This is a genomic window from Variovorax sp. Varisp85 (genome assembly GCF_047304045.1).
GTDB lineage: Bacteria > Pseudomonadota > Gammaproteobacteria > Burkholderiales > Burkholderiaceae_C > Variovorax.
Map to the genome: position 1 here is coordinate 145731 of NZ_JBGLYN010000001.1, position 24383 is coordinate 170113.

Annotated in this window: 21 protein-coding genes; 1 reads left to right on the forward strand and 20 read right to left on the reverse strand. The window is 67.4% G+C overall.

The window, feature by feature from the left end:
• Window positions 1–3: 3 nt before the first annotated feature.
• The 15 genes from ACCC97_RS00725 to ACCC97_RS00795 all read right to left on the reverse strand — a co-directional run bounded on the left by ACCC97_RS00725 (window position 4) and on the right by ACCC97_RS00795 (window position 17633).
• Window positions 4–1167: an ABC transporter substrate-binding protein gene (locus tag ACCC97_RS00725; RefSeq protein ID WP_007831231.1), complete on the reverse strand. Its 1164-nt coding sequence runs from the start codon at window positions 1165–1167 to the stop codon at window positions 4–6.
• A 40-nt stretch (window positions 1168–1207) separates the two neighbouring features.
• On the reverse strand, window positions 1208–1672 hold the full coding sequence (locus ACCC97_RS00730; protein WP_007831249.1) for an aromatic-ring-hydroxylating dioxygenase subunit beta: 465 nt from the start codon (window positions 1670–1672) through the stop codon (window positions 1208–1210).
• Window positions 1669–2988 (reverse strand): aromatic ring-hydroxylating dioxygenase subunit alpha, encoded by a 1320-nt coding sequence (locus ACCC97_RS00735; protein WP_413331366.1) that lies wholly within the window; start codon window positions 2986–2988, stop codon window positions 1669–1671. Before ACCC97_RS00735 ends, ACCC97_RS00730 begins: the two co-directional genes overlap by 4 nt.
• A gap of 23 nt (window positions 2989–3011) precedes the next feature.
• On the reverse strand, window positions 3012–4157 hold the full coding sequence (locus ACCC97_RS00740; protein WP_413331368.1) for an ABC transporter substrate-binding protein: 1146 nt from the start codon (window positions 4155–4157) through the stop codon (window positions 3012–3014).
• Between the two features lies 1 nt (window position 4158).
• Window positions 4159–5325 carry an ABC transporter substrate-binding protein gene (locus ACCC97_RS00745; RefSeq protein ID WP_413331369.1) on the reverse strand — a complete coding sequence of 389 codons (1167 nt, stop codon included), beginning with the start codon at window positions 5323–5325 and terminating at the stop codon, window positions 4159–4161.
• A 52-nt stretch (window positions 5326–5377) separates the two neighbouring features.
• A complete protein-coding gene (locus ACCC97_RS00750) occupies window positions 5378–6112 on the reverse strand; it encodes an SDR family NAD(P)-dependent oxidoreductase (protein ID WP_007831253.1) in 735 nt (244 codons plus the stop codon).
• Window positions 6109–6924, reverse strand: coding sequence for a cyclase family protein (locus ACCC97_RS00755; protein WP_413331370.1), 816 nt, complete (start codon window positions 6922–6924; stop codon window positions 6109–6111). Before ACCC97_RS00755 ends, ACCC97_RS00750 begins: the two co-directional genes overlap by 4 nt.
• 15 nt (window positions 6925–6939) lie before the next feature.
• Window positions 6940–8193, reverse strand: a complete 1254-nt coding sequence (locus tag ACCC97_RS00760) for an SDR family NAD(P)-dependent oxidoreductase (protein WP_413331371.1) — start codon at window positions 8191–8193, stop codon at window positions 6940–6942.
• Window positions 8190–9362: a thiolase family protein gene (locus ACCC97_RS00765; protein WP_413331372.1), complete on the reverse strand. Its 1173-nt coding sequence runs from the start codon at window positions 9360–9362 to the stop codon at window positions 8190–8192. Before ACCC97_RS00765 ends, ACCC97_RS00760 begins: the two co-directional genes overlap by 4 nt.
• Complete coding sequence (locus ACCC97_RS00770; RefSeq protein WP_413331373.1) at window positions 9359–10984, reverse strand: AMP-binding protein; 1626 nt, start codon at window positions 10982–10984, stop codon at window positions 9359–9361. Before ACCC97_RS00770 ends, ACCC97_RS00765 begins: the two co-directional genes overlap by 4 nt.
• 7 nt (window positions 10985–10991) lie before the next feature.
• Window positions 10992–11480: an aromatic-ring-hydroxylating dioxygenase subunit beta gene (locus tag ACCC97_RS00775; protein ID WP_007831258.1), complete on the reverse strand. Its 489-nt coding sequence runs from the start codon at window positions 11478–11480 to the stop codon at window positions 10992–10994.
• Window positions 11480–12793 (reverse strand): aromatic ring-hydroxylating dioxygenase subunit alpha, encoded by a 1314-nt coding sequence (locus tag ACCC97_RS00780; protein ID WP_007831259.1) that lies wholly within the window; start codon window positions 12791–12793, stop codon window positions 11480–11482. Before ACCC97_RS00780 ends, ACCC97_RS00775 begins: the two co-directional genes overlap by 1 nt.
• A gap of 16 nt (window positions 12794–12809) precedes the next feature.
• Window positions 12810–13802 carry a PDR/VanB family oxidoreductase gene (locus ACCC97_RS00785; protein ID WP_007831260.1) on the reverse strand — a complete coding sequence of 331 codons (993 nt, stop codon included), beginning with the start codon at window positions 13800–13802 and terminating at the stop codon, window positions 12810–12812.
• A 16-nt stretch (window positions 13803–13818) separates the two neighbouring features.
• Window positions 13819–15303 (reverse strand): indolepyruvate oxidoreductase subunit beta family protein, encoded by a 1485-nt coding sequence (locus tag ACCC97_RS00790; RefSeq protein ID WP_413331374.1) that lies wholly within the window; start codon window positions 15301–15303, stop codon window positions 13819–13821.
• Window positions 15304–15440: 137 nt separating this feature from the next.
• A complete protein-coding gene (locus ACCC97_RS00795; protein ID WP_413331375.1) occupies window positions 15441–17633 on the reverse strand; it encodes a thiamine pyrophosphate-dependent enzyme in 2193 nt (730 codons plus the stop codon).
• 145 nt (window positions 17634–17778) lie between these two features.
• Between ACCC97_RS00795 and ACCC97_RS00800 the strand changes: the two genes are divergently transcribed.
• On the forward strand, window positions 17779–18261 hold the full coding sequence (locus ACCC97_RS00800) for a MarR family winged helix-turn-helix transcriptional regulator (RefSeq protein WP_007831268.1): 483 nt from the start codon (window positions 17779–17781) through the stop codon (window positions 18259–18261).
• Window positions 18262–18279: 18 nt separating this feature from the next.
• Here ACCC97_RS00800 and ACCC97_RS00805 read toward each other — a convergent pair whose 3' ends face one another.
• The 5 genes from ACCC97_RS00805 to ACCC97_RS00825 form a co-directional block, all read right to left on the reverse strand.
• Complete coding sequence (locus ACCC97_RS00805) at window positions 18280–19164, reverse strand: quinone oxidoreductase family protein (RefSeq protein WP_413313460.1); 885 nt, start codon at window positions 19162–19164, stop codon at window positions 18280–18282.
• Window positions 19161–19958 carry an alpha/beta fold hydrolase gene (locus tag ACCC97_RS00810; RefSeq protein WP_413331376.1) on the reverse strand — a complete coding sequence of 266 codons (798 nt, stop codon included), beginning with the start codon at window positions 19956–19958 and terminating at the stop codon, window positions 19161–19163. Before ACCC97_RS00810 ends, ACCC97_RS00805 begins: the two co-directional genes overlap by 4 nt.
• Window positions 19955–20959 carry a 3-hydroxybutyryl-CoA dehydrogenase gene (locus tag ACCC97_RS00815; protein WP_413331377.1) on the reverse strand — a complete coding sequence of 335 codons (1005 nt, stop codon included), beginning with the start codon at window positions 20957–20959 and terminating at the stop codon, window positions 19955–19957. Before ACCC97_RS00815 ends, ACCC97_RS00810 begins: the two co-directional genes overlap by 4 nt.
• Window positions 20949–22022, reverse strand: coding sequence for an NAD/NADP-dependent octopine/nopaline dehydrogenase family protein (locus ACCC97_RS00820; RefSeq protein ID WP_007831275.1), 1074 nt, complete (start codon window positions 22020–22022; stop codon window positions 20949–20951). Before ACCC97_RS00820 ends, ACCC97_RS00815 begins: the two co-directional genes overlap by 11 nt.
• Before the next feature lie 212 nt (window positions 22023–22234).
• A complete protein-coding gene (locus ACCC97_RS00825; protein WP_007831277.1) occupies window positions 22235–24145 on the reverse strand; it encodes a DEAD/DEAH box helicase in 1911 nt (636 codons plus the stop codon).
• Window positions 24146–24383 lie beyond the last annotated feature (238 nt).

Sequence of the window (24383 nt, forward strand, 5' to 3'; positions counted from 1 at the left end):
GGTTCAAGGTGCGAGCTTCCATTGGCCGTTGTCGAGCTTGACGATCACGCGGGCGCGTTCGTCCACGCCGTAGAGGCTGCCGGGCTTGAAGGTGTAGACGCCGTGCGTGCCCACCACTTCCTTCGTGCTGAAGATGGCGTCGCGCAGCGCCACGCGGAACTCGGGCGTGCCCGGCTCGGCCTTCTTCATGGCGCGCGATGCGGCGTCCGCAAACACCAGCCAGCCGTCGAACGAATAGGCCGAGTAGGCGTCGCCGGTTGGCGCGTTGTTCGCTTTCTGGAACACGGCGCGAAACTCGGTCGCGATCTTCTTGGTCGGGTAGTTGTCGGGCAATTGCTCGGCGACGATCACCGGGCCGGTGGGCATCAGCGCGTTCTGGCCGGCCGCGCCGACCACCCGCACGAAGTCGGGGTTGATCAAGCCGTGCTGGCCGTACACGCCACCCTTGAAGCCGCGCTCCTGCAATGCGAGGAACGGCAGTGCGCCCGGCGTTCCGGCGCCGCCGGTCATCACCGCATCGGGCCGCAGCGCCACGATCTTCAGCACCTGCCCCGTCACCGACGCGTCGGCGCGCGCATAGCGCTCGTTGCTCACCACCTTGATGCCGGCCTCGGGCGCGGCCTTCATCAGTGCGTTGTAGACCAGGTCGCCCCAGGCATCGGAGAAGCCGATGTAGCCCACCGTCTTCACGTTGTTGCGCTTCATGCGCTCGACGACCGCATCGATCATCAATTGCGTGGGCTGGGCCACGGTCATGACCCAGGGGTTGTCGTTCGGGTCGAGCAAGATGGGCGTGAGGCCGATCATCGGCGTCTTCGCTTCCTTGCCAACCTGCGCCATCGCGATGGCGGCGGGCACGCCCGAGGTGCCCATGAGCACGTCGACCTTGTCCTCCTCGATCAGCTTGCGCGCGTTGCGCCCGGCCGTGGTCGGGTCGGAGCCGTCGTCCAGCACGATGAGCTGGACCTTGCGGCCGTTCACCTCCGGCTTGTACGCCAGCGCGGCCTGCATGCCCTTGGCATAGGGCACGCCCAGCGAGGAATTCGGCCCTGAGAGCGACACGCTGAGACCGACCTTGAGGTCGGCCGCCAGCGCGCTCCCAACACCACAGGCAATCAGCGCTGCGGCGAGTGCACCGCGCGTCAAGGTCTGCATCAGGCTCTTCATGTCGTAGCTCCGGTGAGGATGGTTGGAATGGACAGGTAACTCAGATGAACAACTGGATGGCCGGCAACGCACGCGTGGCGTTGAGCAGGTCGATGCGCTTCTCGCGGATGCGCCAGCCGGCCGGCGTGCGAACGAGGTGATGGCGCGCGGTGCCGCTCAGCAGGATCTGGGATTCGCCTCGCGCTTCGACGTACAGGAATGGCGTGCGCAGGCGCGCTTCATCGGCGTTCTCGTGCTCGATGCGCGAGGGCTGCAGCACGTGCTGGCTGTGGCTGGCTGGATGCTGCGAATGCGCGCGCGGGCTCTTGAGGCGCTCCACGCGCAACTGCAGCAGCAGCCGGTCTTCATAGGCCAGCGAGTTGTGCGAGAACGGATCGGCCTGCGCAGCGCCGAGCAGCGGTACCCAGTAGTGGCCGTCGCCGGCAAAGAGCGCCAGCCAGTCGTCGAAGCGCCGCTCGTCGAGCAGGGCCGCTTCGTGGGCGGCGAAATCGCGCGGAACGGTCATGGCGCGGCCTCCACCGACATCGACTTCGCCCAGGCGCGGAATTGATTGCGCATGAGCAGCTCGTTGGTGCCGTTGGTGGTGATGGTCGACTGCGCGAGCTCGGCCGCATCGAAGTTGCGGTGCAGGCTCACCCATTCGTTGCCGCCCGCGCGCAGGCCCTGCTGGATGCTCTCGAACAGGTGCACGTCATCGTGCGCCACCACCGACATCGGTGAGAAAACAAGCCGGTTGTAGCTCATGGCGCGCTCGAACAGCAGCGCGGGTGCGCCGGCCGCGCGGAAGCTCCACGCCTCGATCAGCGTGCGGCCGGCGGCCAGCGGACGGATCACGCGGATGGCCTGCGGCGAGCCCTTGACCGACAGGCTCGGATAAAGAACGGAGTTCTGTGGCGATCTCTGCAGAATTTCGGTGGCGCGCCCAATGCCGTGCGCCGCGTGCATCGCGGCCTCGTACTCCGGTAGCTGCGCATAGTTGGAGTGGATGCTGAAGTTCACGCCCAGCACGCTGTGGCCATTGGCGAACACGCGTCCGCCCATCTTGTCGAAGAACTCGTAGCCCGAGCCGAAGGGCAGGATCTGCTCCATCGCCATGGGCTTGGGGTCGGTGGGCGCATGGCCTTCCCACAGCGCCTCGGCCGCCTTGGTGGCCGACTCGTGCGTGGACATCGGGTGCACCGTGTCGTTGATGTTCTCGAGGTACATCTTCCAGTTGCAGTGGACGATGTTGCGCAGCACGCCGCCGCCCACGATGAGCTTGCCCTCGGGCGAGCGGTCGACCATGTTGTCGATGGCGCCCAGCACCTCGCCGAAGTAGTCCTCGAACGAGGGCCCCGTGTCGGATAGGCGCACGAACACGAAGTCGCGGTACACCTTCACGTGCCTCACCACCGACAGCCCCTGCCCCGACTCGCACGCCTTGAGCTGCGTGCCCTCGTAGCCGCTCTTCAACGGTACGCCGAGCGGCGCGCCGTCGAGCTTGTAGGTCCACGCGTGATACGGGCAGCGGAAGAAGCGGCCGGTGTTGCCGCTCTCGTCCGTCACCAGTTGCGTGCCCTTGTGGGCGCAGCGGTTGTAGAGCACGTGCACCGCGCCGTCGGGCTGCCGCACCATCAGCAGCGGCCGGCCCGCGATGTCCTGCGCCACGAAGTCGCCGGGCTCGGGCACCTGGCTCGCATGGCCGAGGAAGACCCAGCTGTTCGCGAACAGGCGCTCCTGCTCGAGCGCAAAGATCTCCTCGCTCAGGTACAGGTCGCGGTGCACGCGGTCGTGCTGCACGAGGGCGGCGACGCGTTCGGGATGATGGCGGTAACTGGTCATCGACGTGGGCCCGGGTCTTTTCTTCAGGGAACCAGCTTCCACTGCCCCCTGTTCATCTGCACGATCACCACGCCGCGCCGGTCGGAGCCATAGCTATCGCCGGGCTTGAAGGTGTAGATGCCGTGCGTACCCACCAGCTCCTTGGTGCTCACGATGGCGTCGCGCAGGGCGGTGCGGTATTGCGGTGTGCCGGGCTCGCCCTTGGCGCGCGAGGCGGCATCCGCCAGCAGCAGGTAGGCGTCGTAGGTGTAGGAAGAAAAGGCGTCGGTCGGCACCGCGCCGTTCACTTTCTGGTAGGCGTTGCGAAAGCCCATCGACACCTTCTTGATGGGGTTGCTGTCGGGCAACTGGTCGGCCACCAGCACCGGGCCGCTGGGCACCTGCAGGCCTTCGACGGAGGCGCCGCCCACGCGCACGAAGTCGGCGTTGATGAGGCCGTGCGTGCCATAGATCTTGCCCTTGTAGCCGCGCTCGGCCAGTGCGATGTAAGGCAACGCACCGGGCGTGCCGGAATTGCCCGCGAACACGGCGTCGGGTCGAGCCGCGACGATCTTCAGCACCTGCCCGGCCACCGAGGAATCGCTGCGCGCATAACGCTCGTTGGCCACCACCTTGATGCCGGCAGCATCGGCGCTCTTCACGAGCGAGTCGTAGGCCAGGTCGCCCAGTGCGTCCGAGAAGCCGATGAAGGCGACCGTCTTCACGCCGGACTTCTGCATGCGGTCGACCACGCCCGCGACCATGAGCGGGAATGGCTGCGACACCGTCACCGTCCACGCGCCCTCGGGGCCGGCGATGGTGACCGGCGTGGGCGAGATCAACGGTGTGTTCAGTTCCTTGGCCACCGCTGCGATGGCCATCGCACCTGGCACGCCGGAGGTTCCTATGAGCACGTCGACCTTGTCTTCGGTCACCAGCTTGCGTGCGTTGCGGCCGGCGGTGGTGGGGTCTGACGCGTCGTCGAGCACGATCAACTGGACCTTGCGGCCGGCGATCTCGGGATGCTCGGCAATGGCAGCGCGGATGCCCTTCTCGTACGGAATGCCGAGCGCAGCCACCGGACCCGAGAGCGAGCTGATGAAGCCGATCTTCAGGTCAGCCGCCATGGCCTGCGAAGCTGCCAGAGCAAGCACTGTGGCGCCAAGGATGTGGGCTAGCTTGTTCTTCATCTCAGGGCACCAGCTTCCATTGACCCTTTTCGAGCTTCACGACGACGCGCGAGCGATCATCCGAGCCATAGCGATCAGTGGGCTTGAAGTTGTAGACCGAATGCGTGCCCACCAGCTCCTTGGTGCTCACGATGGCATCACGCAGCGCCAGCCGGAATTGCGGCGTGCCGGGCTCAGCCTTGCTGGCCAGCGCACGCTGCGCAGCATCGAGATAGATCAGCCACGCATCGAAGCTGTAGGCCGAGAAGGTATCAGTGGGCGCCGCGCCGTTGGCCTTCTGGTAGGCAGCGCGAAAGTCCATCGCGATCTTCTTCATCGGGTTGTTGTCGGGCAGCTGCTCGGCCACCACCACCGGGCCCGTGGGCGCCAGCAGGCCTTCGACCGACGAACCGCCGACGCGGATGAAGTCGGGGTTGATCAGCGAGTGCATGCCGTAGATCCTTCCCTTGTAGCCACGCTCGGTCAACGCGAGGTACGGCAACGCACCGGGGGTGCCCGAGGCACCGGTAATGACCGCATCAGGCCGCAGCGCCACGATCTTCAGCACCTGCCCGGCCACCGACGAATCGCTGCGCGCATAACGCTCGTTCGACACCACCTTGATGCCGGCCGTGGGCGCCGATTTCATGAGCGCGTCGTAGACCAGGTCGCCCCAGGCGTCGGAGTAGCCGATGTAGGCCACCGTCTTCACGCCGGCCTGCTTCATCTTCTCGACCATCGCACCCATCATCAACGGCGCGGGCTGCGGCAGCGTCACCATCCAGGCGCCGTCCTCGCCGGCCAGGTCGGCATTGGCGATGGAGATCAGCGGTGTCTTCGTCTCGCGCGCCACGCCGGCAATGGCCAGCGAGCCGGGTGCGCCGGCCGTCCCGATGATGACGTCGACCTTGTCTTCCTCGATCAGCTTGCGCGCATTGCGCGCGGCCGTGGACGGGTCGGACGCATCGTCGAGCTGGATCACCTGCACCTTGCGACCGCCGACTTCGGACTTGTAGGCCAGCGCGGCTTTCATGCCCTTGTCGTAGGGAATGCCGAGCGAAGACACCGGTCCCGACATCGAGGTGATGAAACCGACCTTGAGATCGGTGGCCCATGCGCCCGCGGCGCTCAGCGCGCCGAGGCCCGCGGCAATGGCCGCGAATGTGCGAATTCGGTTCAGGACTTTCATGGCGATGCTCCAGGGATGGTTTGGGATGAACGTGGAAAAGCGAAAGAAGAATTCAGAGGGCCAGGCTGCCGACGCTGGTACCGCCGCACACGTACAGCACCTGGCCGGTGACGAAGCTGCTGTCGGCATCGGCGAAGAAACGTACGGCGCGTGCCACATCGGCCGATTCGCCGAGGCGCTTGACGGGCACCGAGGCTGCGAGCGCGCGTTCCTTCTCGCTGCCGGCTTCGACCACGTCGTAGAACATGTCGGTGCGGATCGGCCCCGGGGCCACCACGTTCACCGTGATGCCGTCAGCGGCAAGCTCCAGCGCCCAGGTGCGCGCCATGCCCAGCATGCCGGCCTTGGTGGCCGAGTAGCTGGTGCGCGTGGCCAGCCCCAGCGCGGCGCGTGACGACAGCAGCACCACGCGGCCGAAGCGCTGCGCACGCATCGCGGGCAGCGCACCTTGCACGAGCTGAATGGCACAGCCCAGGTGCAGGTCGACCAGTGCGTCGAGGTCGTCGAGCTTTACTTCGGGCAGCAGCGCGGCGCGGATGACGCCTGCGTTGTGGACGATGGTGGTCGGCGCGAAGCGTTCGACCAGTTCGCGCACCGCCTCGCCCGTGGCGGCGCGGTCGCTCAGGTCGACCTCGATGCTGTGCAGCTTCGGGTGGTCGATCTCGGCCTTGCGGCGCGCGAGCGACACCACCTCGTAGCCCTGCGCGAGCAGGTCCTCGCAGATCGCCTTGCCGATGCCGGCGCTGCCGCCGGTGACGGCCGCGACCTTGGGCGCCGCGCCGCTCATGCCGATGCCCCCACCAGCGCGAGCACCCGCAGCGGGCTGCCGCTGCCCTTCTCGATCTTCAGCGGCGGGCAGATCAGCACCGCACCCACGGGCGGCAGCAGGTCGAGGTTGCTCAGGCACTGCAGCCCGTAGCGCCCCGCGCCGTGCATGTAGTAGTGGCACGGGTACGGCGGGCGCAGGTGATAGCCCTGCCCGGCATCGGTGCCGATGGCCTCGGAGCCGAAACCCAGCACGTCGCGCTGCTCGACCAGGAAGCGCACGGCCTCGGTGCTCGGGCCGGGCGTGTGCTGGCCGGTTTCGTCGAAGTTCTGGTACGCCTCGGGGTCGCTGCGCTTGGACCAGTCGGTGCGCATCAGCACCCACGCGCCCTTCGGGATGCGGCCGTGCGCCGCCTCGTAGGCCTCGATGTCCTCCAGGGTCAGCAGATAGTCGGGGTCGTCCTTGACCTGCGGCGAACAGTCGATCACGCAGGCCGGCGCCACGAAGTGCTGCACCGGAATGGTGTCGACCGAGTTGTTCGGCAGGTCGCGGCCCGAGATCCAGTGGATCGGCGCGTCGAAGTGCGTGCCGGTGTGCTCGCCGCACGAGAAGTTGTTCCAGTACCAGCCCGGACCGCGCTCGTCGTACTTCGACACTTCCTCGATGCGGAAGGGCCAGCACTGCCCCATCTCGGGCGGCAGCGCGATCTGCGGAAACTCGGGCGTCAGCGTCTGCGTGAGGTCGATCACGCGGATGCGGCCGCTGGCCATCGCGGTCACGAGGCCGCCGAGGATTTCGGCGGTGGACATCAGTTCGGTGGTGATGGTTGTCATCGTGATGTTCCTCGATCAGCCGCCCGCCGCGAGTTCGCGCTCGAGCACCTTGGGGTTGTCGCGCCAGCGTTCCAGCCACTCCTGCGCCACGTCGCCGGGGTAAACGTCTTCCACGCCGTCACGCAGCGCCTTCACGATGGCATTGGCCAGCGCGGTGGGTGCGAGCTTCGGTGGTGGCGTGTGCTGGTTCCATTCGTCGTCGATGGGCCCCGGGAACACATTGATCACGCGGATGCCGGCCGGCCGCATCTCGGCACGCAGGCACTGCGCAAGCGAATGCGCAGCGGCTTTCGACGCGCTGAAGGTGCCGTGCGGCGGGAAGTTGCTCAGCGCGTAGATCGACAGCAGGTTGACCCAGGCCGTGGCGCCCGTCGCGCCGTCGGCCGAGCGGCCCTTCAGCGCAGGGCCGAACTCCTGCGCCAGGCGCAGCAGGCCGAAGTAGTTGATGTCCATCTCGGCCTTGGCCACGTCGGTGCCGCGGCGCGCGCCGATGCCGAAAGTGCGGTGCACCTCCGCGTTGTTGATCACGATGTCGACCTTGCCGCCGATGGAGCCCGCGAGCTCGGTCACCTGCCGGCCGTTGGTCAGGTCCAGCGGCACCAGCGTGACTTGCGGCAGCACCGAGATGTCGTCAAGCCCATCGCCCATCTTCTTCCACGGCTCGGCATGGCCGACCCAGACGATGTCTGCGCCGGCCTTGACCAGCGCACGCACGATGGCCTGGCCGGTCTCGGTCTTCCCATCGGTCACCAGCGCCTTGCGGAACTTGGGGTCGCTGGTCATTTCTCGCAGCATCTTGTCGTCGGCCATATGGGCACTCCCTTCATTCGGAAAACCAATGAGAACGGCCTGCCCCGCGCGGTCGAGCCGGGCGCCGACACGCACGCGTTGCGGCGCATCGCCGACTTCGCCGTGCAGATGGACCATGAGCGTCGGGCCGGCATCCAGGTGCACCAGGCCCAGCCGCCACGGCAGCCGCTCGCGGAAGAACAGGTCGTTGCTGTGGTGCAGCGTGGTGCTGCCGAGCAGTTCGCCCTCGCCGCTTTGCTGCCGCCAGCGCAGTGCGGCCGAAAGGCACTTGTGGCAGACCTCGCGCGGCGGGTACTGCACAGTGCCGCAGTCTTCGCAGGTCTGCAGTTCGAAGCGGCCTTCGGCGGCGGCCGCCGTGAGGCCGAGCGCCACGCGGCCGCGCGCGCCGGGCGGCAGGTTCATCTGCCGGGTGCGCAGCACCGGGTTCTTGCGCGGGGGGCGCATCAGGGGCATCGTCATGCCGATCTCCCGAGAATGACGGCGCCTGTGCACAGGCAGCGGTCGTAAGTGACCATGCCGAAGCCGGCGACGAGGCCCAGCCGGGCGTTCGGCACAGCGCGTTGTCCGGCTTGGTCCGTGAGCTGCCGGATCGCCTCGACCATGCCGAGGAAGCCGCCCGCCGCACCGGCCTGCCCGGCCGAGAGCTGCCCCCCGCTCGTGTTGTTCGGAAAGCTGCCGTCGAAGGTCATGGTGTTGGCCTGCACGAAGGCCGGGCCCTCGCCCTTCTCGCAGAAGCCCAGATCCTCGAACTGCATCATCACGATGACGGGATAGTCGTCGTAGGTCTGCACGAAGTCGAGTTCCGCGGGCTGGACGCCGGCCTGCGCGTAGAGGTCGTCGCAGTCCATGCGCCAGCCGCCCTGCACCATCACCGGGTCTTCGGCATAGGCGTTATGGCGCTCGATGGCACCGCGGATCACCACGTGCGCCAGGCCCAGGTCGCGTGCGCGCTCCTCGCTCATCACGAGGAAGGCATCGGCGCCCGCACAGGGCATCACGCAGTCGAACAGGTGGATCGGGTCGGAGATGGGCCGCGCGGCCATGTACTCGTCGAGGGTCAGGCCCTTCTTGAACATCGCGTTCGGGTTGCCCAGCGCGTTGGTGCGCTGGTCCACGCAGATACGGCCGAAGTCCTCGCGCTTCGCGCCGTAGGTGCGCATGTAGTTGGCGGTGATGAACGCGAAGATCGAGTTCGGGCCGCCCGAGCCGTAGGGGTAGCTCGCGTCGCGCGCGAAGTTGCTGAAGCTGCCGAGCGTCTGGCGGAAGGAATCGACGTGGTTGGTGTCGGCGCCCACGCAGGCCACGATGTCGGCATCGCCCGCCTGCACCGCCCGCGCCGCGCGGCGCAGGCACATCACGCCCGAAGCACCGCCGGTGGGCACATGGTCGAGCCAGCGCGGCGACAGGCCCAGGTGCTGCGTGACGCCCACGGCCGTGTCGGGCGCGAGCGAAAAGCTGCTGAGGCACAGGCCGTCGATCTGTTCCTTGGCCACGCCGCTGGCCCGGACCAGCGCCTCGATGGCCTGGCCGATGAACCAGTGGGCGGTGCGCGTGGAGTAGCGCACATAGGGCACCGTGATGGGCACGGCCACCGCGACGCCTTCGTAGGAGAGCCGCTGCTTCGTCATGCCTGCCTCTTTTTCATCGCGCGCGTGTCGATGCAATGGCTCTGCCCCGGCAGCGACTGCGCCATCTCGCGCAGCTGGCCACGCTGGATCTTCTGCGACGGCGTGAGCGGCAGCGCATCGACGAAGGCCACGTAGCCCGGCGCCTTGTAGTAGGCCAGCTGCGCGAGCGCATGCTCGACGATGCTGGCGGCGAGCTGCTCGCGCTGCGATGCATCGGCGCCTTCGCGCACCACGATGCAGGCCAGCACCTCGTCGCCGCGCACCGCATCGGGTGTGGCGGCCACGGCCGAGGTCTTCACGGCCGGATGCTGGTTGAGCACACTCTCCACTTCAACCGCGGAGATGTTCTCGCCGCTGCGGCGAATCACGTTCTTCTTGCGGTCGACGAAGAAGAAGTTGCCTTCGGGGTCGCGCCGCACCAGGTCGCCGGTGTGGAACCAGCCGTCGGCCCAGGCTTGGCGCGTGGCTTCCTCGTCCTTCAGGTAGCCGGAGAAGAAGTAACGCTTCGGGTCGTCGCCGGCCGAACGCACGAGCAGTTCGCCCGGCGCATCGACGCCGACATCGTTGCCGTCTTCGCCCACGAGGCGGATCTCCACGAAGTCTTCCTGCCGTCCGAAGCAGCTGGTGCCCACGAGACGCGGTTCGCGGTTCGCCATGATGCAGGCGGCTGCGCCGGTCTCGGTCATGGCCCAGGCCTCGACCAGCGGGAAGCCGAAACGCTCTTCGAAAGGTGCGTGGTTCTTGCGGTCCACACCGGCGCCGAAGCCCCAGCGGATTGCATGCTCCCTGTCGGCCGCAGACGCGTTGGCCGACAGGAGCATCGCCGGCACCACGCCGAGGTAATGCACGATGGTCGCGCCGCTTTCGCGCGCGCTGGCCAGCCAGGTCTTCGGATGGAAACGGTCCAGCTGCACCAGGCACCCGCCCGCCACCAGCACCACCATGGTGGAGAACGCCATCGCGTTCATGTGGTTGAGGGGCAGCGGCGTGATGACGCGCTCGGCGTCGGGCCGGATGCTGCAGACACCGTCGAGCGCGGCGTACCACTCGCCGGCGCGCAGGAAGTAGGCATTGCTCAGGATGCAGCCCTTGGGGCGCCCGGTGGTGCCCGAGGTATAGAGCAGGCCGCATTCGGTGTCGACGCTGATGCGATCATGGGCTCGCGGTGCAATCGTCTTCGCACTGGGCACCGCGTCGTCGGGCCCCATCGTCTCGAAGGCCACACCGGCCTGCGCAGCCGCAGCGCGCAGGTCGCCGGCACGTTCAGGCAGCGTCACGGCCAGGCCGATTTCGCTGTGGCCGATCAAATAGATCAGTTCCGCCGAGCGCATCTCGGCGTTGATCGGCACCACGCTCACGCCCAGGGCGTTCAACGCGAACCAGTGGAAGAGGAATGCGGGACGGTTCTCCAGCAGCAGCCCGACACGGTGGCCGTGTCCGTACCCGGCTTGCGCATAGGCCGCGCGCAGACGCTCGACCTCGGCCGCGGCCTCGCCCCAGCGAATGACGCCGGCAGAAATACCGTAGGCGGCGGCCGTCACCGATTCGGTGAACAGGAACTCGGCCTGCGGCGTGCGCGCCGCGGTGGCCGCGAAGACTTGATGGACGGTGGCGTGTGTCATCGCGTCCCTAGATGAAAAGCTGCACGGCTGGCAGCGCCGCGTCGCAGTTGAGCAGGTTGACGCGCTTGAGCGCCATGCGCAGCGCGCCATCCTGCACCCTGAGATGATGGAAGAAGGTGCCGACGTAGAACTGCAATTCGTCGCCCTGCGACTCCGTGTAGTGGAACCCGGTGCGCACCACGTAGCGGTTCGCCTCGGCGTCGAATTGCTCGATCACCGGCATCTGCAGCAGATGATGGCAGCGGCTCGGCGGTTGCTGCGAAAAGGCACGCGGACTCTTGAGGCGCTCGATGCGCAGGTCGCGCAGCAGCTTGTCCTCGTAGAGGTGCGAGGTGTGGTTGAGGCCGTCTTCCTGGTCGGGAACCAGCGGCACCCAGTAGAAGGCATCGTCGGTGAAAAGCGCGTTCCACTCCTCGTAGCGGCGCGTGTCGAGCAGGTGTACTTCGTTCACGACGAAATCGATCAAGTCCTGGCGGGTGACTTCGATGCCGGTCATCACATGGTCTCCGTCATGCGCTGGACCCATGCGCGGTACTGGTTGCGCATCGGCAGCTCGTTGGTGCCGCCCGTGGTGATCTCTCCGCCCTTCAGCTCCGAGGGATCGTAGTTGCGATGCAGGCTCACCCACTCGTTGCCGCTCGCATGCAGGCCGGCCTGCATGCCGCGGTAGGCCTGCAGGTCATCGTGCCCCACCACCGAGAACGGCGAGTTGATGAGCCGGTTGTACATGGTGGTGCGCTGCAGCAGCTCGGGCGGCGCGCCCTTGAGGCGGAAGGTCCAACTCTCGATCAGCGTCCTGTCGGCCGAGATCGGCTTGACCACGCGGATCGCCTGGATCGCGCCCTTGATCGTGAGATTCGGGTAGTACACCGTGTTGTGCCGCGCCATGCCGAGGATCTGCGCGGTCTTCTCCTCGCCGTAGCGTGCCTTCATGGCGTCGTCATAGGCCGGGATCGCCTTGTACTTGCTGTGGATGCTGAAGTGCACACCCGTGAAGCTGTGGCCGTTGTCGTAGGTGCGGATGCCCATGTCCTCGAAGAACTTGTAGTCGGACATGAAAGGCACGAACTGCTCGACCGCCATGGGCTTGGGCTCATCGGCGGGCTTGTCGGCCCACATGCGCTTGGCGGTTCCGGCCGAGGATTCGTGCGCCACCATGGGGTGCATGGTGTCGTTGAGGTTCTCGACGAACATCTTCCAGTTGCACTGGTGCATGAAGCGCAGGCAGCCGCCCGCGATCTCGAGTTCGCCCTCGGGCGAACGGTCGGCCATGTTGTCGATGGAGCTCAGCGAGTCGCCGAAGTAGTCGTCGAAGTCCGGCCCGGCGTCGTTGATCTTCACGAAGATGAAGCCGCGGTGGCTGCGCACGTGCTTCAGCGTCGTCAGGCCCTTGACCGATTCGCACGCGTGCAGTTCGGTGTTCTCGTAGCCGGTCTTCAGCGGAATGGCCAGCAGCGAGCCGTCGGTCTTGAAGGTCCAGGCGTGGTACGGGCAGCGGAAGAACTTGCCGGTGTTGCCGCAGGGCCCATTGACGAGCCGCGAGCCCTTGTGGGCGCAGCGGTTCATCATGGCGCGCACGCTGCCGTCGGCGTGGCGCACGACGATCAGCGGGCGGCCGGCGATCTCGTTGCTGATCCAGTCGCCCGGCTTGAGCAGTTGGCTCTCGTGGCCGACATAGTTCCAGGTGTTGGCGAAGAAGTGCTCCTGCTCCAGCTCGAACAGTTCCTGGCTGGTGTACAGATCGCGGTGCACCTGGTCGTTGCGCACCAGCGCGCGGACGGCTTCAGGGTTGTCTCGGTATGAAGGCATGGTTCTCGTGGCTCCTTCAGAGGTCGAGCACCAGGCGCGCACCCTTGGCGCGCGAGATGCAGATCTGGATGACGTTGCCGGCCGCTTTCTCGCGGGCGGTGAGCACGTAGTCGCGATGCTCGATCTCGCCTTCGATGACGGGCACGGCGCACACGCCGCATTCGCCGCGCTTGCAGTCGAACATCGGGTCGCAGCCGTGCTCGATCAGGCAATCGAGGATGCTCTGGTCGGCCGGCACCGTGAAGCGCTGGCCCGACTGGGCGAGTTCCACCTCGAAGGGCTGGTCGCCCGCTTCCGCGACCGGCTCGGTGAAGAGTTCGAAGTGCACGCGGTCGTGCTCCCAGCCGCGCGCCTGGGTGCGGGCCAGCACGGCGTCCAGCATGAGCTTGGGGCCGCAGACGTAGAGGCGGTCGCCAGCGGGCACGCCGTCGAGCAGCGCGTCGATGTCGAGAGGCGCACCGGTTTCGGCATCGGCGTGCACGCGCAGGTCGTCGCCGAGCAGCGCCTGCAGCTCGGGCAGGAAGGCCATCAGCTCGCGGCTGCGGCCGGCGTAGTGCATGCGCACCGGCGCCTCTTCGGCGCGGCGGCGCGCGGCCATGGTGGCGAGCGGCGTGACGCCGATACCACCCGCCACCAGCACGGTGCCGCCGGGACCGGTGTGCAGCGGAAAGTCGTTCTTCGGCGCCTCGATGGCGACGGTATCGCCTTCTTTCAGCTGCTCGTGCATGAAGCGCGAGCCGCCACGGCCTTCGGCCTCCTTGCGCACGGCGATCACGTACTCGGTTGGTGCGTTGGTGGCGTTGCGCGCGGTCGCGAAGTTGATGAGCGAGTAATGGCGCCAGTCGGTCTTGCCATCGGGCAGCGACACCTGCACACGGATGTGGGAGCCGGCCGCGAAGCCTGGCAGCGCGCGGCCGTCTTCGGCGCGCAGGCGCAGCATGCGGATCAGCGGATTCAATGCCCGCGCTTCGACGACGCGCAGCGAGAGGATGGCGGAGGGTGCGGTCATCTTCGTTGTCTCTTCGTCAGGCCAGTGCGTGCAGCGCCAGTGCAGCCTGCAGCTTGTGGCCGTGTTCGTCGGCCAGTGCCGCGTCGCGCAGTTCGCGCAGCGTGGCCGGTGCCAGCCCCGCGCCGGCGCGCTCGACGGCACGCATCACGGTGTCGTAGTTGCGAACGCCGCGCTCGTGCGTGTCGCTGTAGCCCTTCACGAGCCGCTGGCACTGCGCGAGTTCGACGGCGAGCTCCGGGTTGCGCTGCGCAGTCGCGGCGATGCGCTGCAGCCATTCCTCGATGCGGCGGTTCTCTTCGGCATAGCGCATCGTCGACAGGCGCCAGCGCTTCATGGCTGCCACCGTGCGCAACATCAGGTAGCCGCGCAGCGAGCTGGTCCGGATCACGCGGCCGTGCTGCGTGAAGCGCTCGACGAGCTTCTTCGGCAGCGTCGAATCCATGAGCCAGCGGCCGATGCCACCCGGCAGCGTCTCGCAGATTTCCTGCAGGCGTGGGTGCATGTATTCGTTGATGGCCAGCACCTGGCCCGGCTGCACGCGCGCCTCGCCGCGCACGCGCTCGAAGCGGGTCGCGCGGGTCTTCAGGGCCGCGACGCGGGCGGTGTCTTCGTAGGACATCCAGAGCGCAAGATGGCGCGCGGTTTCACGCAGCAGCCGGTGGTCGCCGTCCGGCAAGGCCGCCATGCGGTCGAGGTACAGGCCGGCGTAGGCCGGGTCCTGGTAGTCGATAAGGCGGCGCACGCCTTCGAGCAGGAAGTCTTGCGCGGCAGCCGGAAAGTCACGCTGCACGCGCTCGACCAAGGCACGCACGGCCGGGTGGCGGGGTTGCGGTGCCGGCGTGGCGAGCGGGGCCTCTTTCACCGGCTCGCCGTCGTCGCCGCCCTGCGCGCGGGCGAATGCGGCACCGAAGGCCTTGAGGCTGGGCTTCACACCTACGCCGCCGCGTTCGATCGTCGCCTCGAACTGCGCACGGCTGAACGGCAGTACGCCTGATCCTGCCAACGCACCAAAGAGCACAGCGCTGATCACGCTGCCCGAAGCCTCGGCCGCCTGTGCCATGTCGAAGCGGATGAAGCGCTTGGCAGCCCGCGCCGTGTGCGCGAGCAACTGGTCGCTGTCGACGCGGCCGTCACCCAGCGCACTCTTCTCCGCGATCGAGAACACGCGGTGCGTGGAGGCGATCAGCGTGGTGCGGTCGTTCGTGACCAGCCCGCGCTGAACTGCGCGTCCGGCCTCCATAAGTTCCGACGCCAGCACCACGTCGACATCGCCCGGCAATGGCATCAATGCGAGCACGGGTCGGCCGCCGTCCGCCTCGGCCTGCGCGCTCGGATAGAGCTCGACGTAGTAGATGGTTGCGCCCGTGCGCTGCGCCACGCCTGGCACCGACGTGGTCTGCGCCACGTAGCCATTGGCCTCGCCCATGTCGACGATCCAGTCGGCCAGAACGCCGCCTCCCTCCCCGCCCATGGCGAGGATCGCGATCTTGATCGGGCTCATGGCTCCCCCCCAGTCTTGCTCACTTCGTGTAGCCGCCAACCCCCTACCGGGGACGATACCTGCGGCCCGGCAAAGCCGGTTCCGCGGCATCCCTGGCACTTCGACGCAATGTCTTCGCTTTGCATGGAGGGACTCATTCAGAAGGCATAGGCTTCACGGCGGCGAGCTTCGCCGCGCTGCAGCCAGCCGATGACGGCAGTGCGCACACGCTCGCGCAGCACGTCCCAGCGGCTCGGGTTGCTCACGATCTGCGCCTTGTAGAACGAGGGACACAACACGGCGGCGTGCGAAACCTCGCCGCACACGCCACAACCCACGCAGCTGTCGAGCACGGTCGCGACCGGGTCGGTGCGCAGCGGATCGGGGTTGGGCTTGATCGACAGCGACGGGCAGCCCGACAAGCGGATGCACGAGTGGTCGCCGGTGCAGGTGTCGGAATCGACGCCGAACTTCTCGCGCACCATGCGCTTGCCGTCGGCGATCGCCTTGCGTACCAGCGGCTTCTCGCGACGTTGCTTGTTGAGCATGCATTCCGACTGGGCGATCAGCACCTTCGGGCCCCGGGTCTTGGTGGTGAGCGCTTCTTTCAGCGCATCGCGCATGCCGGCGACGTCGTAGGTTCGGCGCAATGTCTTGACCCACTCGACGCCCACGCCGCGCACGGCGCGCTCGATTTCGTGGCCGGTGCTGCGCGTCTTGTTGACGGCGTTCGACGAGAGGATGTCCTGCCCGCCCGTGGCCGAGGTGTAGTTGTTGTCGACGACGATGGTGAGGTTGTCGCTCTTGTTGAAGACCGCGTTGGCCACGCCGCTGGTGAGGCCGTTGTGCCAGAAGCCGCCGTCGCCCATCATCGAGATCGCGCGCTTGCCGGCCGGCGCGTTGAGCGCGGAAGCACCTGCGCCGCCGAGGCCGTAGCCCATGGTGGTGTTGCCGATGTTGAAGGGCGGCAGGATGGAGAACAGGTGGCAGCCGATGTCTGCGCTCACGTGGTGCGGGCCCAGTTCGCGCTCGACCAGCTTCATGGCGCTGAAGATGGGGCGCTCGGGGCAGCCGGTGCAGAAGCCCGGTGGACGGGCGTGGACCACTTCACCCAGCGCCGTGGACGGCAATGCGGGCTCGGGTGCGGCATCGACGCCGATCGCTGCGACCTCCACCAGAGGAATCACCTTGCGCACGGGGGCGGGCACCGGCAGCGGCGCGAGCCGGTCGTAGCGCTCGCAGAAGCTGCGTGCGCCCTTCAGCAGTTCGGCGGCGGTGTATTCGCCGGCCACCGGCAGCATGTCCTTGCCATGCAGCGCGGTGGTCGAGCCGGCCTGTCGCAGAATGGTTGCAAGGTTCTGCTCGACGAAGTTGGGCTGCCCCTCTTCCACGACCAGCACTGCGCGCTTGCCTTCGCAGAAGCGGATCACCTCGCTCTCGATGACCGGGTAGGCCACGTTCATCACGTAGAGCGGCACCTGGGTGTTGCCGTACACGTCGGCCAGGCCGAGCCGCTCGAGTGCGCGCAGCAGCGTGTTGTAGCTGCCGCCCTGCACGATGATGCCGATGTCGTCGGCGTCTTCGGAGAAGAATTCGTTGAGCTGGCGCTCCTCGATGAAGCGCACGGCCGCGGGCCAGCGGTCCCGCACCTTCTCCTGCTCGTGCACGAAGCTCGCGGGCGGCAGCACGATGCGGCCGACGTCGCGCTGCGGATTCTCGAGTGCGTCCTTGAGCGTGAACTTCGCGCGCTTGTTGTCGCCGGCGATGAAGTGGCCGTGCACATGGCAAGCGCGGATGCGCAGCTGCAGCATCACGGGCGTGTTGCTGGCTTCGGAGAGATCGAAGCCCTGCTTCACCGCATCGACGATGCTCGGCAGGTTGGGCCTCGGGTCGAGCAGCCAGATCTGCGACTTCATGGCGAACGCATGGCTGCGCTCCTGCATGATCGACGAGCCCTCGCCGTAGTCCTCGCCCACGATGATGAGCGCGCCGCCGGTCACGCCGCCCGACGCCAGGTTGGCCAAGGCGTCGGAAGCCACGTTGGTGCCCACGGTGGCCTTGAAGGTGACGGCGCCGCGCAAGGGGTAGTTGACCGACGCCGCAAGCGTGGCGGCAGCAGTGGCTTCGCTTGCACTGTTCTCGAAGCGGATACCCTGCTCGGCAAGGATGTCCTGTGCGTCGGCCAGCACATCCATCAGGTGCGAGATGGGCGCGCCCTGGTAGCCCGCCACATAGGAAACTCCGGATTCAAGCAAGGCCTTGGTGACCGCCAGAATGCCCTCGCCACGAAAGACATCTCCGCCAGAAAGCCTCAGCTTCTTGACTTCTTCGACGAACGAACGCTCAGCCATTGGGGGTCCTTCTTCCTTCGCGTGGGAGGATGCGCTTCAGGTGCCACATCACGCTTCCTATAATGTTGACAAATGAATGTATCCACAATCATGAATTACCCTAGACATGCAAGCCGCGTGCCCGCGGCGACTGTGAGGTGCCTTCATGGCTGAACCAGATCCATCCACCGAATCGCATCGCTTCGTCGACGACTACCTGCCGGCGCTGCTGGCACAGGCCAGCCAATTGATTTCCTCGGAGTTCCACGAGGTCGCGCGGCAGCAGGGGTTCTCCGTGTCGGAATGGCGCGTGATGGCATCGCTTGCGGGCAGCGAGCCGATCAGCATCGGCCAGCTCGCACAGGTGACTGTCACCAAGCAGCCGACGGTGACGCGGCTGCTCGACCGCATGGAAGCGCGCGGACAGGTCGAACGCCTGCCCCACGAAAGTGATCGCCGCATCACGCTGGTGCGCATCACGCGCAAGGGGCTGAAGGCGGTCGAGCATCTGATGGAACTCGCGCGCGACCACGAGCGGCGCGTGCTCGAACCCTTCGGGCTGCGGCGCGCCGAAGAGCTCAAGCAGACGCTGCGGCAGATGATCGACCTGCATGTGCACGTGCCGGTCGAGGGGCCGGAAGAAGACTGAGTCTCCGCGCCTCGCTGGTCAAAGGCGAGGCACGAGAACAGCCCGTCCGCGGTGGCCGCGTTGCGCAATCCAGTCGAGCGCGCCGGCCGCATCGTCGAATGCGAAGAGCCGAACGTCCAGATGCAGGCGGCCGTCGGCGAGCCTTGCGAGCAACTCGGGGGCAGCGGCGCGGCCGGCCGATTCACGCCGGAACATATTGAGCGGCAGAAGCGCGACATCGCGTTGCAGGAAGTGTGCAATGTCCAGCTGCAGCGTCGGGCCGGCGGTGTAGCCGATCAGCACCGCGCGCCCACCGGGACGCACCGCGGGCAGGACTTTCGCAAGGACGTCGCCGCCGACGGTGTCGATGAGCAGGTCGGCGCTGGCCGCGGGCGGCGCTTCGGCATTCGCATCGACGGCCGTCGCTGCGCGGCCCAGGCTGCCTGCCAGCTGCATCACTAGCGAGCCGACGGCACCGCTCGCGCCGGTCACCAGCACCTGTTCACCGGGCCGCAGCTTCGCGACGTCGTGCAGCGCCACCCAGGCCGAGGTGCATGGGGAAAAGAACGCGGCACCCAGCGTCATCGGAACGCCGTCAGGCAAGAGTCCCAACGCTTCGTCGGGCGCATCGACAAGTTCGCACCAGGTGCCATCGAAGAGCGTGCCAAGTCCGCCGCCGCGCAGCCACACGCGCTGGCCGACGTCGTAACGTTCGCTCGCGACGACGGTGCCCGCAGCCTCCACGCCGGGCGTGTAAGGCAACGGCGGATGCCGCAGGAAGCTGCCGCGCCACACGGTGCGGTCGATGTGGCCGACCGTCGCGGCTTCCATGCGCACGATGGTGCGGCCCGGCCTTGCGACGGGATCGGCCACCTCTTCCAGCACGGGGACTGCATCGAAGCCGTGGACGCGCACGGCCTTCATGGCAGCGTCGCCAGAAAGTCGAGTACCGTGCGCGCGAAGGTATCGGGCATCTGATCGGGCAGCGGCACCATGCCGCCTTGGATGTCGACGATGCGCGCGTGCGGCAAGTGATGCCGCAGCTGCGCCGCATGCGGCGCCGCGAACGGATCGTCGGTGGCGCGCACGATCAGCGTGGGGTGCGCGACAAGACCGATGCGTTCTTCCATGCGGTACGACGCGACGGCGCGATGGCCCTCTTCGACGCGTTCGACCTTCAACGCATCGCGCACGAAGGCTTCGAGCAGTTCGGGCCGCCCCGGTGGATAGAAGCTCTGGCGCTTCTGCCATAGTGCAGCGAGATGGGAGCCATCTTCGCTTGGCGCGACTTCATCGATGGGCGGGCGCCGCGCACGCGCGCGGCGAAAAGCTTCGTCGGTGCAAGGCGTCGACGACAGCACCAGGCTGCGCACGCGATCGGGAAACGCGGCTGCAAGCTCCACTGCCACGACGCCGCCGGTGTGGTGGCCCACCACGTCGGCCTGCGCGATGTTCAACACGTCCAGCAGTTCGCACGCCACGCGCGCCCATTGCCCGATGCTCGCGGGCACGCCGCCGTCCGCGGAGTCGCCGAAGCCGGCAGTGTCCATCGCAATGGCCCGGCGCTGCGCGCCGATCAACGGCAGCACGGCGCGGTACTCGGCCCAGCTGCGCGGCGACTGGTGCAGCAGCAGCACCACCGGCGCGCTGCGGTCGCCGCATTCCGCAAAGTGCACCTGCCCCACCGACAGGTCGGCAAAGGCGCGGCGGATGCTCATGGCAAGGTCTCGTCGGCCGGCGCGCGCCACAGGCCCGCGTGCCGCAGTTCGCCGAGCGTGCGCGAAAGCACGTCGCGCCGGTAGGCTGCGACGTCGCGGCCCGCGTAATCGTAGAAGCCGCTGCCGCTCTTGAGGCCGAGCCGCCCCTGCTCGACCATGCGCCCGACGATGGCCGGCGCGGTGTAGCGGCCGGCATCGAGCGAAGCCGACATCTCGCGGCTCGCGTGATGCAGGATGTCGCAGCCGCCGAAGTCGATGAACTCGACCACGCCGAGCGCCGCGAAGCGCAGGCCGAGGCCGTAGCGCGTGGCCTTGTCGATCTCCTCGGCTGTGGCGACGCCCTCCTCGATCATTCGCGCGGCTTCGTTCATTACCAGCGCCTGCAGGCGCGGCACGATGTAGCCGGGCGACGCGCCGCAGACCACGGGCAGCTTGCCGATCTCTTCCATCAGCGCCTTGGTGCGCGCGAGCACGGTGGCATCGGTGCCCGGATGGCAGCTGAGCTCCACCACCGGGATCACGTAGGCCGGGTTGAGCCAGTGCATGTTGAGGAAGCGCTCTGGCAGCCGCACGAGTGCGGCCAGCTGCGTCACGAGGATGCTGCTGGTGGTCGAGGTGAGGATGGCGTCGTCGCGGCAATGGCGGTTGAGATGCTCGAAAGCCTCGCGCTTGGCCTCCATGGTTTCGGGCACGCCTTCGAACACGAGTTCGGCGGCGGCGAGCACCTGCGGTGCGGCGGCAGCGTTGACGAATTCGATACGCGCGGCGACGCGTTCGACCTGCGAGGCATCGATCACGCCAAGCTGGGCGAGACCCGAAAGGCTGGCTTCGATCTCCGCCCTGGCCTCGTCGCGCAAACGACGCCACGCATCGTCGCTGCGCGGGCGCAGGTCGATCAGCGAGATGCGCCGGCCGGCATAGGCGAACGCGATGGCGATGCCGCGTCCCATGCGGCCCGCGCCGACGGCCGCGAAGCGCGGGAGCACGGCCTCATTCGCCATCGTGCAGCCTCTGCTTGAGTTGGGCGGCGCTCAGGCCGGCAAGGCCGAGGCTTTCGAAAGTGCGAGGCCCGCGCCGAAGGTCGCGGCCGAGAAAGCCGCCGACGATGGCCAGCAGGCCATGGGCGATGGGCGCATCGACGCCCGCATGGCGCGCGGCGGAAGCGAGGAAGGCGAGGCCGAGCTCGGTGTCCTCGGTGATGTAGCGGTGCGTGTGCAGGTCGATGTTCTCACGCCAGTCGCCCGACTTCACGAGCTGCTTGTGCGCGTCGCCGTACATCCACTGGTCGTTGTTGTAATGGTCGGCCAGCGGATAGTGCGGCGCGCCCTGCCCGAAGGCTTCGCGCACGGCGATGCGCTCCTGGTCGAGCCGGTCGGTCACATCGCGCACAGCGCGCTGCGTGCCTTCGTTGTGGATGTCCCAGCGCTCGAAGTGCTGCAGCGGCGCGGCGTTCATCACCATCAGCGGCGGATGGATGACGGGGCCGGCGTTCATCAATGCGCCCGAGAGCGCGTCGCCGCAGCCGTGCACGGCCGGGTAGGCCTTGCGGATCACCTCGATCGCGTCGGCCTCCTTGCGCGCCGGATAGACGCCGGTCGGCAGGCGGATGGCGCGGATGGTGACGTTCACCTCGCGTTCGCCGTGCTTGCGCGCGAGGTACGGCAAGGTGCCGGTCTCGGCCCAGGCGACGTCGGCGCGGCTGCCGGCCTCCTTCACCGTCCTCGCCATCACGTAGCTGCCGAAGGTGCCCGGCGGCAGGAACACGACTTGGCCATCGACCAGATGCGGCGCCATCGCGAGCGCGATGTCGTGCTGGGCGATGGCGGGCGTGGGAATGACGATCAGCTCGGCGCCCTTCAGGGCAGTGCCGATGTCGGCGGTCGCCAGCGCAATGGGCACCTCGCGGGTGCCTTCGGCGTCTTTCAGAGTGATCGCGCCAGCGCGGACGACGGGCTCCAGTGCGGCGGCATCGCGGCGCCACAGGCGCACCTCGTGGCCGGTTTCAGACAGGTCGGCGGCGGCCGCATAGGCGCCATGACCACCCCCAAGAATCGCAATTTTCATGTCGAAAGTCGAAAAGCAGGTGTCGATGAACCGGCGGCCGCAGGACGGACCCGGGGAAGCAATGCGCCATTACATTACTTTTCATCGATTCAGGTGTCAATCAAAATCAAGCGACACCGTACCGCTCGGAAACCCGAAATGAAAAAGCCCGCGTTCGTGAGAAGCGCGGGCTTTCGAGGGGGCGAGGCGGCTGTCAGGCCGCTCGGCAAGGATCAGCGGCTGGGCTTGAACGAGCGCTTCTGCGCGTCGCGGGGCACGAACACCTTGCCCTGGCCGCCATGGCCTGCGCCATTGCCGCGGGGCGCGAAGCCTTCACGCGGTGCGAAACCTTCGCGGGGAGCGAAATCACGGCCACCGCCATTGCCGCCGCGCGGGGCGCTGTCGCCCCAACCCGGCTTGCGACCATAGCCGCCGCCTTCGTCACGGCCGCCGCCGAAGCCGGCGTTGTGACCGCCGCCATGGCCGTGGCCCTGGCCGCCGAAGCCACCGCCGCGCGGTGCCGGGGGACGCGAGCCGCGGTCGTTGAAGCCGCTGGCGCCTGCGTAGTTGCTGTTGCCGCCGCCGAAGCCGCCGCCATTGCCACCGCGATGACCGCCGCCGCCGAACTTGCGGTCACGCGAATGATTGTCGCCGCGGCCGCCGCGGAACTCGCCTTGTGGCGGGCGCGATTGCGGCATGCGCTGTTGCGGTTCCATGCCCGGCACCACTTCGGCCTTGAACTGCTGGCGGCTGTAGTGCTCGATGTCCATGATCTTGCGGCGATCGCGGAACTCGGCGAACGTGACGGCAATGCCGTCGCGGCCTGCACGGCCGGTGCGGCCGATGCGGTGGGTGTAGTCCTCGGCCTTCATCGGCAGGCCGAAGTTGAAGACGTGGGTGATGGTCGGCACGTCGATGCCGCGGGCGGCAACGTCGGTGGCCACCAGGATCTGCACCTGGCCCTGGCGCAGTGCCATCAGGCGGCGGTTGCGCAGGCCCTGGCTCAGGGCGCCGTGCAGCGCCACGGCGCTGAAGCCGTCCTGCTGCAGGTCGTTGGCGAGGCCGTCGCACTCGACCTGCGTGCTCGCGAACACGATGGCCTGGTTGATGGTGGTGTCACGCAGCCAGTGGTCCAGCAGCTTGCGCTTGTGCTGGCTGTTGTCGGCCCAGAACAGCACTTGCTTGATGTTCGCGTGCTTTTCTTGCGGGCTGTCGATGGTCACACGCTGCGGCTCGCGCATCACGCGCTGGGCCAGCTGCTGGATGCGCGGCGCGAAGGTGGCGCTGAACATCATCGTCTGCTGGCGCTCGATGGTGAGCTGGTTGACTTCGGCCAGGTCATCGGCAAAACCGAGGTCGAGCATGCGGTCGGCTTCGTCGACCACCAGGAACTTGACCTGGTCGAGCTTGATTTGCGACGAGCGCTGCAGGTCGAGCAGGCGGCCCGGCGTGGCGACGACGAGGTCGGCGTTCTGCAGGCGGGCGATCTGGAGCTGGTAGGGCATGCCGCCCACCACGTTGGCGATGCGCAGGCCGCGGCAGTGGCGAACCAGTTCGATGGCGTCGTGCGCGACTTGCTGCGCGAGTTCGCGCGTCGGGCACAGGATCAGCGCGCCGGGGGTGGCGGGCTTGAAGTGACGGGCGTTGGTCGGGTCCTTGCGCTTCGGCTTCTTCGGCACGGCTTCGCCGCGGGCAGCAGCTTCGGCGGCGAGGCGCTGGAATTCGGCCTTGGCTTCGGCTTCGGCTTCGGCCTGGCGCTTCAGCAGCGTGTGCAGCACGGGCAGCAGGAAGGCGGCAGTCTTGCCCGAACCGGTCTGGCTCGAAACCATCAGGTCGACGAAACGAGCGGTCTGGGCGGCGCCCTCTTGCTCGCCCATGGCGATCGGGATGACCTTTTCCTGGACGGTCGTGGGCTGGGTGAAGCCCAGGTCGGCCACGGCGGCGATCAGCTCGGGCGCGAGGCCCAGCTTGATGAAGCCGTTGGGCTGGGCGGGCTCTTCGGCCACGGCCACTTCGGGAGCGGCTGCATCCAGCGCTTCGAGGATGGGCGATTCGGACACGGTGTCCGAAACGGCGGTGAATTCGTTATGGGTAGCGGATTGCACAGGCGCGAACTCGCCCTGCGCTTCAAAAGCGTCGGTCATGAATATCAATCTCAAACGCGAGCGCTGCCGTAGGCGGCGCCCCGTTGGTGGTTAAAAACATCAACCATCCAACGACATTCAACTTCGGGCTGGTGCCCAAGGCTGCGGCCCTTTTTGATCAGCGAATGCGATCGGGCGCGGTGTGCAAGATAGGGAGATGCAAGAGACGCTGGCCGGGCTTGAAATACCCGCCCGATCAGCGAAGCTTGCGATTATGGCATGAACTCGGGTTTTTACC

Coding starts and splice junctions, on each gene's coding strand:
- ACCC97_RS00725 (WP_007831231.1), bottom strand. CDS start 1,167: ATGAAGAGCCTGATGCAGACCTTGACGCGCGGTGCACTCGCCGCAGCG.
- ACCC97_RS00730 (WP_007831249.1), bottom strand. CDS start 1,672: ATGACCGTTCCGCGCGATTTCGCCGCCCACGAAGCGGCCCTGCTCGAC.
- ACCC97_RS00735 (WP_413331366.1), bottom strand. CDS start 2,988: ATGACCAGTTACCGCCATCATCCCGAACGCGTCGCCGCCCTCGTGCAG.
- ACCC97_RS00740 (WP_413331368.1), bottom strand. CDS start 4,157: ATGAAGAACAAGCTAGCCCACATCCTTGGCGCCACAGTGCTTGCTCTG.
- ACCC97_RS00745 (WP_413331369.1), bottom strand. CDS start 5,325: ATGAAAGTCCTGAACCGAATTCGCACATTCGCGGCCATTGCCGCGGGC.
- ACCC97_RS00750 (WP_007831253.1), bottom strand. CDS start 6,112: ATGAGCGGCGCGGCGCCCAAGGTCGCGGCCGTCACCGGCGGCAGCGCC.
- ACCC97_RS00755 (WP_413331370.1), bottom strand. CDS start 6,924: ATGACAACCATCACCACCGAACTGATGTCCACCGCCGAAATCCTCGGC.
- ACCC97_RS00760 (WP_413331371.1), bottom strand. CDS start 8,193: ATGACGATGCCCCTGATGCGCCCCCCGCGCAAGAACCCGGTGCTGCGC.
- ACCC97_RS00765 (WP_413331372.1), bottom strand. CDS start 9,362: ATGACGAAGCAGCGGCTCTCCTACGAAGGCGTCGCGGTGGCCGTGCCC.
- ACCC97_RS00770 (WP_413331373.1), bottom strand. CDS start 10,984: ATGACACACGCCACCGTCCATCAAGTCTTCGCGGCCACCGCGGCGCGC.
- ACCC97_RS00775 (WP_007831258.1), bottom strand. CDS start 11,480: ATGACCGGCATCGAAGTCACCCGCCAGGACTTGATCGATTTCGTCGTG.
- ACCC97_RS00780 (WP_007831259.1), bottom strand. CDS start 12,793: ATGCCTTCATACCGAGACAACCCTGAAGCCGTCCGCGCGCTGGTGCGC.
- ACCC97_RS00785 (WP_007831260.1), bottom strand. CDS start 13,802: ATGACCGCACCCTCCGCCATCCTCTCGCTGCGCGTCGTCGAAGCGCGG.
- ACCC97_RS00790 (WP_413331374.1), bottom strand. CDS start 15,303: ATGAGCCCGATCAAGATCGCGATCCTCGCCATGGGCGGGGAGGGAGGC.
- ACCC97_RS00795 (WP_413331375.1), bottom strand. CDS start 17,633: ATGGCTGAGCGTTCGTTCGTCGAAGAAGTCAAGAAGCTGAGGCTTTCT.
- ACCC97_RS00800 (WP_007831268.1), top strand. CDS start 17,779: ATGGCTGAACCAGATCCATCCACCGAATCGCATCGCTTCGTCGACGAC.
- ACCC97_RS00805 (WP_413313460.1), bottom strand. CDS start 19,164: ATGAAGGCCGTGCGCGTCCACGGCTTCGATGCAGTCCCCGTGCTGGAA.
- ACCC97_RS00810 (WP_413331376.1), bottom strand. CDS start 19,958: ATGAGCATCCGCCGCGCCTTTGCCGACCTGTCGGTGGGGCAGGTGCAC.
- ACCC97_RS00815 (WP_413331377.1), bottom strand. CDS start 20,959: ATGGCGAATGAGGCCGTGCTCCCGCGCTTCGCGGCCGTCGGCGCGGGC.
- ACCC97_RS00820 (WP_007831275.1), bottom strand. CDS start 22,022: ATGAAAATTGCGATTCTTGGGGGTGGTCATGGCGCCTATGCGGCCGCC.
- ACCC97_RS00825 (WP_007831277.1), bottom strand. CDS start 24,145: ATGACCGACGCTTTTGAAGCGCAGGGCGAGTTCGCGCCTGTGCAATCC.